Origin of the sequence: Pseudomonas japonica (genome assembly GCF_013522925.1) — a bacterium.
GTDB classification, from domain to species: Bacteria; Pseudomonadota; Gammaproteobacteria; order Pseudomonadales; family Pseudomonadaceae; genus Aquipseudomonas; species Aquipseudomonas japonica_A.
The window spans coordinates 368,436-381,279 of sequence record NZ_JAAMQU010000002.1 but is presented as its reverse complement, the minus strand read 5'-3'; the positions used below and the strand labels follow the sequence as shown (position 1 = coordinate 381,279).

16 protein-coding genes are annotated in these 12,844 nt (G+C 63.5%); 10 read left to right on the top strand and 6 right to left on the bottom strand.

Annotated elements, in window-relative coordinates:
* Nucleotides 1-16 precede the first annotated feature (16 nt).
* The 4 genes from G7016_RS04445 to aroC are packed head-to-tail and all read right to left on the bottom strand — an operon-like array spanning nt 17 to nt 3,479.
* Nucleotides 17-562, bottom strand: coding sequence for a 1,2-dihydroxy-3-keto-5-methylthiopentene dioxygenase (locus G7016_RS04445; RefSeq protein WP_181111627.1), 546 nt, complete (start codon nt 560-562; stop codon nt 17-19).
* 25 nt (nt 563-587) lie between these two features.
* A complete protein-coding gene (locus G7016_RS04440; protein WP_181111626.1) occupies nt 588-1,202 on the bottom strand; it encodes a methylthioribulose 1-phosphate dehydratase in 615 nt (204 codons plus the stop codon).
* Entirely contained in the window at nt 1,199-2,359 is a 1,161-nt protein-coding gene (locus tag G7016_RS04435) for an MFS transporter (protein WP_181111625.1), read from the bottom strand. Before G7016_RS04435 ends, G7016_RS04440 begins: the two co-directional genes overlap by 4 nt.
* Nucleotides 2,360-2,384: 25 nt before the next feature.
* The gene (gene aroC, locus G7016_RS04430; protein WP_181111624.1) at nt 2,385-3,479 is read right to left on the bottom strand and encodes a chorismate synthase; all 1,095 of its coding nucleotides are present in this window, start codon (nt 3,477-3,479) and stop codon (nt 2,385-2,387) included.
* 133 nt (nt 3,480-3,612) lie between these two features.
* On the opposite strand from aroC, the gene G7016_RS04425 reads away from it, so the two are divergent.
* Complete coding sequence (locus G7016_RS04425) at nt 3,613-4,569, top strand: alpha/beta hydrolase (protein WP_181111623.1); 957 nt, start codon at nt 3,613-3,615, stop codon at nt 4,567-4,569.
* A gap of 59 nt (nt 4,570-4,628) precedes the next feature.
* Nucleotides 4,629-5,417, top strand: coding sequence for a hypothetical protein (locus tag G7016_RS04420; RefSeq protein WP_181111622.1), 789 nt, complete (start codon nt 4,629-4,631; stop codon nt 5,415-5,417).
* Between the two features lie 139 nt (nt 5,418-5,556).
* Here the strand turns inward: G7016_RS04420 and prmB are convergent, their stop codons facing one another.
* Nucleotides 5,557-6,465 carry a 50S ribosomal protein L3 N(5)-glutamine methyltransferase gene (prmB, locus tag G7016_RS04415; RefSeq protein WP_181111621.1) on the bottom strand — a complete coding sequence of 303 codons (909 nt, stop codon included), beginning with the start codon at nt 6,463-6,465 and terminating at the stop codon, nt 5,557-5,559.
* A 134-nt stretch (nt 6,466-6,599) separates the two neighbouring features.
* Between prmB and G7016_RS04410 the strand changes: the two genes are divergently transcribed.
* The 6 genes from G7016_RS04410 (at nt 6,600) to G7016_RS04385 (ending at nt 11,133) form a co-directional block, all read left to right on the top strand.
* The gene (locus G7016_RS04410) at nt 6,600-7,190 is read left to right on the top strand and encodes a cysteine hydrolase family protein (protein WP_181111620.1); all 591 of its coding nucleotides are present in this window, start codon (nt 6,600-6,602) and stop codon (nt 7,188-7,190) included.
* 117 nt (nt 7,191-7,307) lie between these two features.
* A complete protein-coding gene (locus G7016_RS04405) occupies nt 7,308-7,631 on the top strand; it encodes a hypothetical protein (RefSeq protein ID WP_181111619.1) in 324 nt (107 codons plus the stop codon).
* Between the two features lie 34 nt (nt 7,632-7,665).
* Nucleotides 7,666-8,223, top strand: a complete 558-nt coding sequence (locus G7016_RS04400) for a Smr/MutS family protein (RefSeq protein WP_181111618.1) — start codon at nt 7,666-7,668, stop codon at nt 8,221-8,223.
* A gap of 90 nt (nt 8,224-8,313) precedes the next feature.
* Nucleotides 8,314-8,859 carry a GTP cyclohydrolase I FolE gene (gene folE / locus G7016_RS04395; protein ID WP_181111617.1) on the top strand — a complete coding sequence of 182 codons (546 nt, stop codon included), beginning with the start codon at nt 8,314-8,316 and terminating at the stop codon, nt 8,857-8,859.
* 235 nt (nt 8,860-9,094) lie between these two features.
* Complete coding sequence (locus G7016_RS04390; protein ID WP_181111616.1) at nt 9,095-10,291, top strand: benzoate/H(+) symporter BenE family transporter; 1,197 nt, start codon at nt 9,095-9,097, stop codon at nt 10,289-10,291.
* A 77-nt stretch (nt 10,292-10,368) separates the two neighbouring features.
* The gene (locus G7016_RS04385) at nt 10,369-11,133 is read left to right on the top strand and encodes an SDR family NAD(P)-dependent oxidoreductase (RefSeq protein ID WP_181111615.1); all 765 of its coding nucleotides are present in this window, start codon (nt 10,369-10,371) and stop codon (nt 11,131-11,133) included.
* Nucleotides 11,134-11,184: 51 nt separating this feature from the next.
* On the opposite strand, the gene pyrF is transcribed toward G7016_RS04385, so the two are convergent.
* Nucleotides 11,185-11,886, bottom strand: coding sequence for an orotidine-5'-phosphate decarboxylase (gene pyrF, locus G7016_RS04380; protein ID WP_181111614.1), 702 nt, complete (start codon nt 11,884-11,886; stop codon nt 11,185-11,187).
* Nucleotides 11,887-12,037: 151 nt separating this feature from the next.
* On the opposite strand from pyrF, the gene G7016_RS04375 reads away from it, so the two are divergent.
* The gene (locus tag G7016_RS04375; protein WP_181111613.1) at nt 12,038-12,205 is read left to right on the top strand and encodes a DUF2897 family protein; all 168 of its coding nucleotides are present in this window, start codon (nt 12,038-12,040) and stop codon (nt 12,203-12,205) included.
* A gap of 58 nt (nt 12,206-12,263) precedes the next feature.
* Nucleotides 12,264-12,827, top strand: coding sequence for a TetR/AcrR family transcriptional regulator (locus G7016_RS04370; protein ID WP_181111612.1), 564 nt, complete (start codon nt 12,264-12,266; stop codon nt 12,825-12,827).
* Nucleotides 12,828-12,844: the final 17 nt, after the last annotated feature.

The window sequence follows — 12,844 nt, the reverse complement described above, 5'->3', positions numbered from 1 at the left end:
GTGAGAAAGATCCTTGTCAGTCATCCAGGCGAGGGAAGCGCTGGGCGATCGGCTCGCCGGTGAATTTCGCCACCCAGCCTTCGGTATTGTTGAAGAGGCGGATCGCCACAAAGTGCGGATGCTCGCCCATGTCGAACCAGTGCGGGGTACCGGCAGGCACCGAGATCAAATCGTTTTTCTCGCACAGCACGGCGTACACATAGTCGTCGATATGCAGCGTGAACAGCCCGCGCCCGGCCACGAAGAAACGCACCTCGTCTTCGCCGTGGCGGTGCTCTTCGAGAAACTTCGCGCGCAAGGCGGCCTTGTCGGGGTGTTCGCTGTTGAGGCTGATCACATCCACCGTGATATAGCCGCATTCGGTCATCAACCGGTCGATCTGCTCCCGGTAGGCCTCGATGACGGCTTCCTGGCTGGCGCCGGGCTGGATCGGTGCCGAGGCCTGCCAGCGCTCGAAGCGCACGCCATGTACGGCCAGGGTGGCGGCGATGTCCTCGACGTGGGTAAGCACCTTGTTCGGAATATCCGGGGTACTTTCGTGGTAAACGGTCAGGCAGCTCATCAGAGGGCTCCTCGCAACGGCGGTGTCAGCGCACCGCGCGCAGTTTCAATTCACATTCGAACAGGAATTCGAACGCTTCCACCTGGCGCAAGGCGTCTTGCATGCTCGCCCCCCAGGTATACAGGCCGTGCCCCCGGATCAGATAGCCAACGCAATCGGGGTTCGCGTCCAGCCAGGGCTGCACCTTCGAGGCCAGGCGGGCGATGTCCTGGTCATTCTCGAACACCGGCACCAGCACCCGGCTTTCGTGAGTGGCTATTCCACTGAAGGCTTTTTGCAGCTCGTAATCCTCGAACACCAGGTGCGGCCCCTGGGTGATGCGCGAGAGCACGGTGGCGTTCACCGAGTGGGTGTGCAGCACGGCATTGATGCGCGCGTCGCAGTTATACAGCTGGGTATGCAGCAAGGTTTCCGCCGAGGGCCGCTTGCCGGGTTCCAGGCTGTTGCCCTGCATGTCGGTCGCCAGTACGTCTTCCAACCCCAACTGGCCCTTGTGCTTGCCCGACACGGTCAGCAGCGCCTCGCTGGCCGACAGCCGGGCCGAGTAGTTGCTGCTGGTAGCCGGAGACCAGCCACGGGAATAAAGGAAACGGCCGGCGTCGATGATCTGCCGGGCCAGGGTATCGCGATCCGGGATCATACCGGCTCCTTGTGCGTGAATAGAACGATCATAACCGCTGCCGCCACTGCGGCGATGCTGGCCAGTGCAAAGGTGCCAAACGGCCCGATGGCCTGCCAGGCATAACCCGAATACACCGCACCCAACGCGCCGCCCACCCCGGCAAGCGCCGCATACAACGCCTGGCCCTGCCCTTGATAACGCAAGCCGAAGGTAACCCGTACCTTTTGCACGGCGGCGGCATGGAAACTGCCGAAGGTAGCGGCGTGCAACACCTGGGCAAACAGCAACACCCACAGCTCGCCCGCCAGCCCCCCGAGCAGCAGCCAGCGCACTGCGGCCAGCACAAAGCTGACAGCCAGCACCGTGTTTACCGACCACCGCGCCAGCAGCCGAGCCATGGCCAGGAACATCAGTACTTCGGCCACCACGCCCAAGGCCCAGCACAGCCCGATGGCAACGGCGCTGTACCCCAATTGGGCCAGATGAATGCTGAAGAAGGTGTAATAAGGCCCATGGCTGAGCTGCATCAGGCCTACGCACAGGTAAAAGGTGATCACGCCGGGTTGACGTAACCGGGCGAGGAAGCCATCGCCGGGCGGGGGCGCACTGGTTTCATCCGCCTCACGTGCCGGGGCCGGAACCCAACTGCTGGCCAGGAGAATGCCGGCCATGATGATCATCACCGTCATCGGGTAGCTGCCCATGCCGCGCAGCTCGAACCAGCGCCCCAGCAGAATGACCGCTGCGATAAAGCCTACCGAGCCCCACAAGCGCACCTGCCCGTAGCGGGTAGGCTGCTGCCGCAGATGCGCCAGGGTAATTACTTCGAACTGCGGCAATACCGCATGCCAGAAGAACGCATGCAGGGCCATGACCAGCGCCAGCCAGGCGTAGCTTTGGCTCACCAGCACCAGGCTGAACCCCAGCAGCGTGGCCGCCGCGCCCAGCCGTACAATTCTCAGGCGATGGCCGCTGCGGTCACCCAGCCAGCCCCACAGGTGTGGCGCGATGCAGCGCATCACCATGGGAATGGCGACCAGCTCGCCGATGCGCGCCGGGGCGAACCCCAGGTAGGCGAACCAGGGTGCCAGAAAAGGCGCGGTGGCCCCCAGCAACGCAAAGTAGAACAGGTAGAAGCCGGACAACCGCCAGTACGGCACCGCCACGCCAGTCACCCCCGACCGGCCGCCTGAGGTGACGTCATACGTGCTGACCCAGCACCGGCGTGCTCACCTGTACGTCAGCGTTCTGGCCGCGGTGGCGCAACAGGTGGTCCATCAGCACGATGGCCATCATGGCTTCGGCAATAGGCGTGGCACGAATGCCCACGCAGGGGTCGTGGCGGCCTTTGGTAATCATGTCCACTGGTTGCCCGCTGGCATCGATGGATTGGCCCGGCGTGGTAATGCTCGAGGTGGGCTTGAGCGCCAGGTGCGCGATGATCGGCTGGCCCGAAGAGATACCTCCCAGGATGCCACCCGCGTTGTTGCCTACAAAACCTTCCGGGGTGAGCGCATCGCGATGCTCGCTGCCGCGTTGGGCCACGCTGGCGAAACCGGCGCCGATTTCCACGCCTTTAACGGCATTGATGCTCATCAGAGCGTGGGCAAGCTCGGCGTCCAGGCGATCGAAGATCGGCTCGCCGAGGCCTGGCATCACACCGTCGGCGACCACGGTGATTTTCGCCCCGATGGAATCCTGGTCACGGCGCAACTGGTCCATATACACCTCCAGCTCCGGCACCTTGGCGGGGTCAGGGCAGAAGAATGCGTTCTGTTCCACGGCATCCCAGCTCACGAAGGGGATCTCGATGGGGCCCAGCTGGCTCATGTAGCCGCGCACCTGAATGCCCCGGGTAGCCAGGTATTTCTTGGCGATGGCGCCGGCGGCCACGCGCATGGCGGTTTCCCGCGCCGAGCTGCGACCGCCCCCACGGTAGTCGCGTACGCCGTATTTATGGTGATAGGTGTAGTCGGCATGGGCTGGACGGAACACGTCCTTGATGGCCGAATAATCCTTGCTCTTCTGGTCCGTGTTGCGAATCAACAGGCCGATCGGCGTGCCGGTGGTCCGCCCTTCGAACACGCCGGAGAGGATTTCCACTTCATCGGCTTCCTGCCGCTGCGTTGTGTGGCGGCTGGTGCCGGGCTTGCGGCGGTCCAGGTCCTGCTGCAGGTCGGTAATGTCCAGCGGCAGGCCTGGCGGGCAACCGTCGACAATGGCAAGCAAGCCAGGGCCATGGCTTTCGCCTGCGGTGGTAACGGTGAACAGCTTGCCGAAGGTATTGCCAGACATGCGAGACGCTCCGCGAGATGAATCTGGATGAAACATGGGGCCGGCCAGTATACGCAGGGTGGCAAGGCAGTTCACCCTCTCACGAACCCTGCCGGGCCGCTTCGGTCCAACCTTCCTCCTGCCCATATGGTTGATGAAGTTGCGCTTTCTTATCCTCCTCGCTGCCCTTTTCACCTCCTTCGCCCATGCGGCGTCTAGCTCCATCCTGCAACGGCCTATCGACCTGGACACCGGTAGCGGCACCTTGCATGGCAGCCTGCTGCTGCCCCGCTCCCCCAACCCGGTACCGGTGGTATTGATGATTTCCGGCTCTGGGGCCACCGACCGGGACGGCAACAATGCCGACGCCGGGCGCACCGACAGCCTCAAGAAGCTGGCATGGGCCTTGGCGCGTGCCGGGATCGCCAGCGTGCGCTACGACAAGCGGGGCGTCGCCAGCGGGCTGCCACTCGCCCCGGATGAACGCAGCCTGAGCGTTGAAGGGTATGTGGCGGATGCGGAGGCCTGGGCGCGGCAACTCTCCGCTGACCCGCGTTTCGGCTCGCTTACCCTGCTGGGCCACAGCGAGGGGGCGCTCATCGCCACGCTGGCGGCACCGAACACCAACGCCACCGGGTTGATCTCTCTGGCGGGCAGTGGCCGGCCCATCGACCTGGTACTGCGCGAGCAGCTGCGCGAACGGCTGCCGCCGGACCTCTATGCCCGCAGCGAACAATTGCTGGATGAACTGAAAGCCGGCCAACTGGATGAGCAAGTGCCCCCGCCTTTGCAGGTGGTGTTCCGGCCCAGCGTTCAGCCTTACCTGATATCGCTGTTCCGCCAGAACCCGGCCAAGGCCTTTGGCGCGCTGGAGATCCCCGCCCTGGTGGTTCAGGGCGAGCATGATATCCAGGTAAGTGTGGCTGACGCCGACGCCCTGGTCGCGGCCAACCCGAAGGCGCGCAAGGTGCTGATCCCCGGCATGAACCATGTGCTGCGTATCGTGCCCATGGACCTGAAGCAGCAGGTAGCCTCGTATGACAACCCCGACCTGCCGCTGGCAGCCGGGCTGGCGCGGGAGCTAGCAGGGTTCATCAAAGCGAACCGCTGAGCGATGCTTCAGGATTTGTATCGGTGGCCGATACCTTGCCAAGAGAGAGGATCGCCGATATGTCTGAAACCCTTTTATCCGAGGCGCCGGCCGCCGCCGATGCCGCCCCGCCCGCCGTGGAAATGCCGTGGGGCGAAGTCGCCACCGAGCACCACGAACTACTGCGCCTGGCCGCTTTGCCAACCGACCGCACCACGGGCCCACGCCCCCTGCGCTTCGTGCAATACGGCTGGGCCGAGCGCCATAGCGAACGCTGCAGCCTGTTGCGCCTGAACATCGCGTTGCCCGGCCAGCACGTACGCAAGGAACAGAACTGCCTGGATGTGTGGGCGGACCACCTTGAAAAGCGCGTGTGGAGTATCCCGGACGTTCTCAGCACCGAGCCGGCCAACCGTGGGCTTGGGCGCTTCATGCTCGCGCAGGCCGCTGCGTGGGCCAAAGCCCGCTGGCCTGAATACCGTATCGACAGCGCAGAGCTGCCGAACCGCGATGCCTTGGTGGAAGGTACTCGCCTGCGCCGCGATCACGTGTTGCGCACCCACGGCCTGGACGTGGAATACGCCGATGCCCAGCACCTGAAGGGCAGCTACAAAGCCACCCGCGTGAGCGCCCTGCTCACCGACTGGAATGGCGACAAGCTGCAGCGGATGAACGTGATGGAAAGCGCAACAATGCTGCAATTGGCCGACAAGGCCCTGCAGGAGCAGGAGGTGAAGCTGCGCCAGCAGGAAGAGCGCATCAACAAGTACCGCCGTGAAGATGGCAGCCTGCGTTTCACCATTGCCTGCCTGATCGCGTTCGCCGTGTTCCAGGCCGCGCTACTGATCTGGATTGCGACCCACCGGTAGCCTTGTGGCGCCGCTCCCACAAGACCCGCTAGATCTCTTACCTGTAGGAAGCGGGCGAAGCTCGCGAATAGATTTCGCTCTTTCGCGAGCTACGCCTTCGGCTTCGCCCGGCTCCTACATCCCACTCCCAACCTGGTAATCACGCCCGCTCAGCAAACAACGCCTGATGATCGCGGCACTGCTGGGCGGTGAGGCCAAATACGCCGTGGCCGCCGTGCTCGAACTCGAACCAGGTGAAATCCACTTCCGGGTACAGGTCCTGCACGTGCACCTGGCTGTTGCCCACTTCCACCACCAGCAAGCCATGCTCGGTGAGGTGGTCGGCGGCTTCGGCCAGCATGCGCCGCACCAGGTCCAGCCCATCATCGCCGCAGGCCAGGCCCAAGGCCGGCTCGTGGTGATATTCCGGCGGCATGTCGGCGAAATCTTCCGCATCCACGTAGGGCGGGTTGGACACGATCAAGTCGAAACGCTGCCCCGGCAACCCCTCGAAACCATCGCCCTGCACGGTGAATACGCGGGCGTCCAGCTCGTGCCGCTCGATATTCTGATTGGTCACTTCAAGGGCCTCGAACGACAGGTCGGCGAGCACCACTTCCGCGGCTGGGAACGCCTGAGCGCAGGCGATCCCGATGCAGCCCGAGCCGGTGCACAGGTCCAGGATGCGCGCTGGCGTTGCCGCCAGCCAGGGGGCGAAGCGCTGGCCGATCAGCTCGGCAATTGGCGAACGCGGGATCAATACACGCTCATCCACCACGAACGGCATGCCGCAGAACCAGGCTTCGCCCAGCAAGTAGGCGGCGGGGATGCGGTCCTTGATGCGCCGGCGCAGCAGGTGCTGCACGTGGCTGAGCTCGTCGTCTTCCAGGCGGCAATCCAGGTAGGCGTCGCTGATATCCCATGGCAGGTGCAAGGCGCCGACAACCAGCTGCCGCGCCTCGTCCCAGGCATTGTCGGTACCGTGCCCGAAGTAGAGCCCTTCGGCATGGAAGCGGCTGACGGCCCAACGGATGTGGTCGCGCAGGGTGCGCAGGCGAGTGGTAATCACGGCAGGCTCCTCGAAAAAAGTGCCGTGGATTCTATCAGCCTGCGCTCAAGCCAGCGTGACTTCGCATTACAGTGATTCCCTTAACGGCTTCGGCAGTGGACAATACGCAAAAGCCCTATCCAAAGGAGCCCCTGATGCCCGATGTCAAGACGATGTTCCAACTCAGCGGTCGCGGCTATCCGCCGTTCACCCTGAGCAATGCCACGCTGATCATTATCGATGCGCAGAAGGAGTACCTCAGCGGGCCTCTGGCATTGTCGGGCATTGACGAAGCCGTCGATCACATCGCCCTGCTGCTGGACGCCGCGCGCAAGGCCAACCGGCCGATCGTGCATGTAAAACACCTGGGCATTCCCGGTGGCCTGTTCGACCCCCAGGGCGAGCGTGGGCGGTTTATCGACAAGGCCGCGCCGCTCGAAGGCGAGCACATCATCGAAAAACGCATGCCCAACGCATTCAACAACACCGGCCTGCACGACCTGCTGCAGAGCCTGGGCCATGTGGACCTGATCGTGTGCGGTTTCATGACCCATTCGAGCATCAGCACCACCGTCCGTGCGTCCAAGGACTACGGTTACCGGTGCACCCTGGTTGAAGACGCCTGCGCTACCCGTGACCTTCCCTACAAGGACGGCGTACTGAGTGCCGAGCAGGTGAAGCAGGTAGGCATGGCCACCATGGCGGACAATTTCGCGGCAGTTACCGTGACTGCAAATGTGATCTAGTTCACAACCCGCACCGCCTGTCGATCAACCTGGCCACCGCAAGCCAATTGCCAGCCATGTCGGAACCCGAACCGCTGAAGCGGGTCGAAGGGCCGATATTCACCTGAGGAACTCCCGATGAAGCTATCCGACGACGGTTTTGACGCCCGCCGGCTTCGCCCTCGCGGTCCAAACCGGTGGCGGATGCGGTTGGGTGCAACCTTCGCGGCATTGCTGGCCACCTTTGGCATCCTGCTGGGCATGGCCGGCGCGGCCAGCCTGCTGGGCCGCCCACCTGCCCTTGAAGGCCTCGATACCAGCACCACCGGTGCCATTATCCAGGTGGTGTTCGGCCTGCTGTTCCTTTACCTGGGGATCATCGTGTGGCGGCGCTGCCGTCGGCGGATGCGGCGCACACAGGACCTGAACCTGGCGCCACACCTGATGAAAAAGCACGACTGACTCGCGTAGACTGGCCTCCTGTTTGGAGGCAACGATGCAAGACGACGATTTTTCCCTGTTCCAATCGGAAGTGCGGGGGGTAAAGCCCATCCGCCACGACCGCGCGGACACCGGCAAGCCACGCGCCGACCGCCAGCGGGTGCAAACCCTGCGCCAGGCCGCGACCGTACGCCAGGACGTAAAGGTGGTGGATGGGCTGTCTGATCAGTTCGTGATCGACGTGGGCCCCGAGGATGCGCTGGACTGGGCGCGGGACGGCGTGCAGGAAGGCCAGATGCGCAAGCTCAAGCTCGGCCAGATTGCCTTCGAAGGCAGCCTGGACCTGCACGGCATGCAGGTAGAGAAGGCCAGGGAGATCCTCTGGGAATTCCTTGCCGAAGCCACCCGCCTCGAGATCCGCTGTGTGCGAGTGACCCACGGCAAGGCGTCGCGGCTGGACGGCAAGCGGCCTATGATCAAGAGCCATGTGAACACCTGGTTGCGCCAGCATCCCCAGGTACTGGGCTTCACCTCGTGCCAGCCTCGCCACGGCGGCACTGGCGCTGTGTATGTGATGCTGCGGCGCACCATGCTCGAGGGCCGGGACGAATAACCGCACCCGCGCGCCCCAAGGCAGACTTGCGGCGCCTGATTGGCGGCCTTACCCTACGCGCCTGCAAAAAATTTTCTTACAGGTAAATTCATGTCCCTGGAACAGCAATACAGCGCCATTCTCGGTCAGATCGGCGAGGACATCTCGCGCGAGGGCCTGCTGGACACGCCCAAGCGGGCCGCCAAGGCCATGCAGTACCTCTGCCGCGGCTACGAGCAAACCCTCGAAGAAGTCACCAATGGCGCCTTGTTCAGCTCCGACAACAGCGAAATGGTGCTGGTGAAGGACATCGAGCTGTATTCCCTGTGCGAACACCACATGCTGCCCTTCATCGGCAAGGCTCACGTGGCTTACCTGCCTAACGGCAAGGTGCTGGGCCTCTCCAAGGTGGCGCGCATCGTGGACATGTACGCCCGCCGCCTGCAGATCCAGGAAAACCTCAGCCGCCAGATCGCCGACGCGATCCTGCAGGTCACCGGCGCTGCCGGCGTGGCCGTGGTGGTTGAAGCCAAGCACATGTGCATGATGATGCGCGGCGTGGAAAAGCAGAACTCCACCATGATCACCTCGGTGATGCTGGGCGAATTCCGCGACAACGCCGCCACCCGCATGGAATTCCTCGGGTTGATCAAGTAATTATCAGAGCCACTGCCTAACTTTGTGGGAAGCGGCGGGGCCGGCCGTCCGGCGAAGCTCGCGAATAGGCGATTAATCCTGCATATGGACTTTTAAACCCATTCGCTAGCTTCGCCAGCTTCCTACAGGGTGAACCGCAACTGGCTACTGTATCGCCCAATGTTCCCCTCGCTGTACGGCTTGAATCCGGCAAGGCGGCGGTACCCTTCGTGCACCACACGCAAGGATCCGCCCCATGCTCAGCGCAGCCCCTCCCCGCCTCCGACCGCTTGCCGACACCTCTGTATCCGCCGTAGTGGCAGGCTTCATTGCGATGATGACCGGCTACACCAGCTCCCTCATCCTCATGTACCAGGCCGGCCAGGCTGCCGGTTTGAGCGCGGGGCAGATCGCGTCGTGGATCTGGGCGCTGTCCATCGGCATGGCGCTGTGCAGCATCGGCTTGTCATTGCGCTACCGCACGCCAATCACCGTGGCCTGGTCCACGCCCGGCGCGGCTTTGCTGATCACCAGCCTGGGCGACGTGAGCTACCCCGAAGCGATCGGCGCCTATCTCACCTGCGCGGCACTGGTGACGGTGTGCGGCGTAACCGGCACTTTCGAACGGCTGGTGCGGCGGTTACCGGGTTCGCTGGCTGCTGCGCTGCTGGCCGGCATTCTGTTCCGCATTGGTAGCGAGATCTTTATCGCTGCTCAGCACCAAACGCTGTTGGTGCTGGGTATGTTCTTCGCCTACCTGGTGTGCAAGCGCGCCTCGCCCCGTTACGCCGTGCTGGTGGCCTTGCTGGTTGGCCTGGCGCTTGCGGCGGGGCTGGGGTTGCTGAACTTCAGCGGCGTAAGCTTGCAGCTTGCTGTGCCCGTGTGGACCACGCCGGCGTTCTCACTTGGCGCCACCATCAGCATCGCCATACCGCTGTTCGTGGTGTGCATGACCTCGCAGAACATGCCAGGCATGGCCGTGCTGCGGGCCGACGGCTATCAGGTGCCCGCCTCCCCGCTGATCACAGTCACCGGCATCGCCTCGCTGCTACTGGCGCCTTTCGGCTCCCATGGCATCAACCTGGCGGCCATCAGCGCCGCAATCTGCACCGGGCCACAAGCCCATGAAAACCCGGCGAAGCGCTACACGGCGGCGGTGTGGTGCGGCGTGTTCTATGGCGCGGCCGGCACGTTCGGCGCCACACTGGCCGCGCTGTTCGCGGCCTTCCCGCGTGAGCTGGTGCTCTCCATCGCCGCGCTGGCGCTGTTCGGCTCCATCGTCAACGGCCTTACCCAGGCCATGGCCGAGCCCCGCGAGCGGGAAGCGGCACTGATCACCTTCATGGTCACTGCCTCGGGAATGACGCTGTTCTCCATCGGCTCGGCCTTCTGGGGCATTGTCGCCGGCGTGGTTACCTTGCTGATTCTGAATGCCAACCGGCGCGCAGCCTGAGCCGGGCAGCATAAAGGCGGAACCCTGCTCTTGCGGCGCTCTCAGAAAATGAGCCATTCATTTTTCAGGAGCTGGGCATGTTCAGGTTTGTCGACAAGGTTGTAATCGTTACAGGCGCTGGCTCTGGCATCGGGGCGGCCACCGCGCAGCGGTTCGGTGCGGAGGGCGCGCTGGTAACGCTGGTGGGCCGGGACAAGTCCAAACTCGAGCGCATCGCGGCGCTGCTGCCGGAAGATAAAACCCTGGTAGTGCCAGCGGACGTATCGTCCTGGGAAGCCGTGCAGGACGTTATCAACCAGACGATCGAGCGCTTCGGCAAGCTGGACGTGCTGGTGAACAATGCCGGGGTTGCGCCTACCGGCTCGCTTACCGAAACGCCGATGGAAGACTGGCACAACGTGATGAGCATCGACGTGAACGGGGTGTTCTACGGCTGCCGCGCGGCAATGCCTCATCTGATCGAGAGCAAAGGCTCGATCATCAACCTGTCTTCGGTATCCGGCCTAGGCGGGGACTGGGGCATGAGCTTCTACAACGCGGCCAAGGGCGCGGTCAGCAACTTCACCCGCTCGCTAGCGCTGGAATATGGCCGCCAGGGCGTACGTGTGAACGCCGTGTGCCCCGCGCTCACCTGGAGCGACCTCACGGCAGAGATGAAGAACGACGAGGCGCTGATGGCCAAGTTCGAAGAACGCATCCCCATGGGCCGCGCCGCCGAGCCTCAGGAAATCGCCGACGTGATTGCCTTCCTCGCCAGCGATGACGCCCGGTTCGTGAACGGCGTAAACCTGCCCGTGGACGGCGGGCTGCATGCATCGAATGGGCAACCGCCGCAGGCGTGAGCCGCCACGCCGACCTTTAGGGGCTCAGATCAGCGGGAATGGCTGGACCGATCAGCCGTTGAGCTCAGCCACCACCCGCGCCAAGGCCTCGGCCGGGTCCGCCGCCTGGCTGATCGGGCGGCCGATTACCAGGTAATCGGAGCCGGCATCCAGCGCCTGGCGTGGGGTGAGGATGCGACGCTGGTCATCCTGGGCGCTGCCGGCGGGCCGGATGCCGGGGGTAACCAGTTGCAGGCTCGGGTGCGCGGCCTTGAGCGCCGGCGCCTCCAGGGCGGAGCACACCAGGCCATCCATCCCGGCTTTCTCAGCCAAGGCAGCCAAACGCAGCACCTGCTCTTGCGGGTCTACATCCAGGCCGATGCCGGCGAGATCTTCGCGCTCCATGCTGGTGAGCACGGTCACGCCAATCAGCAGCGGCTTGTGCCCGCCTTTTTGCTCCAGCACTTCACGGCAGGCGCTCATCATGCGCAGGCCGCCCGAGCAGTGTACGTTCACCATCCACACGCCCATCTCGGCAGCCGCTTTCACCGCCATGGCCGTAGTGTTGGGGATGTCATGGAATTTAAGGTCCAGGAACACTTCGAAGCCACGATCGTTCAGCGCTTCCACAATGCCTGCCGCGCTGCTGGTGAACAGTTCCTTGCCCACTTTAACCCGGCACAGGGCAGGGTCCAGGCGATCCGCAAGCGCCAAGGCGGCTTCGCGGGTGGAAAAGTCCAAAGCGACAATAACGGGCGACTGGCAGGCAGGCATGTGGGCTCTCGGCGGCAAACTGGAAAACGGCGCGCATTGTAGCGGATTTGCTTCCCCGAGGGAGGGCATTTGGGCGGGAGTACATGCGCCCCGGGCCCTATACTGGAACCAACGCCAGGCGGCGTTACTCGAAGCGGTAAAGGAGGCTCTTATGCCCTGGTATGCGTGGTTGATCCTGTTGGTGGCTATCGGCTCTGTGGTCGGTGGCTTGATGGTATTGCGCCAAAGCGCACAAAAGCTGCCCTTGAGCGAAGCGCAGCTCAAGCGCGTGCATGAGCGGAATGCGGAAATGGACGCGAAAGAGGCGCGTGATCGCTAAGCCATAGCCGCTCAGGGTGATAGAATGTCGCATAACATTTCATCACCCTGGAGCCCTTATGCGATATTCCCAGGACCACAAGGCACAAACCTATCAGCGCATCCTGCGGGAAGCCAGCGCGCGCTTTCGCCGCGATGGCATTGCCGCTACCGGCCTGCAGCCCCTCATGAAGGCGCTGGGGCTCACCCACGGCGGCTTTTACGCACACTTTGCATCCAAGCAGGCATTGGTGGAAACCGTACTGCGAGAAGCCACTGCGGAAATGGACACAGTGGTTGCCGAAGCTGCGGCTAATCCTACCCCTCTCGAAGCCCTGATCGACCGCTACCTGAGCGAAGGCCACCGGGACCACCCGGAACGCGGCTGTCCCTTCCCTACGCTGGCTGCAGAGCTGGGCCAGCGCGGAGAGCCCAGCGAAATCGTGGATGAGGCCATCGAGGGCCGGCTGGCCCTGATTGCCAAACTGCTACAAGGCGAAGACGCCGAGGCCCGTGCAACAGTGCTGTGGTCGTCACTGGTTGGTGCCCTGGTGCTCGCGCGGAGCGTAAAAGACCCGGCGCTTTCCACGCGCATACTGGAAGACACCAAACGCTCGCTCAAGGCCAGCTATACCCAAGCGTAGGTTATCCAACAAAACCT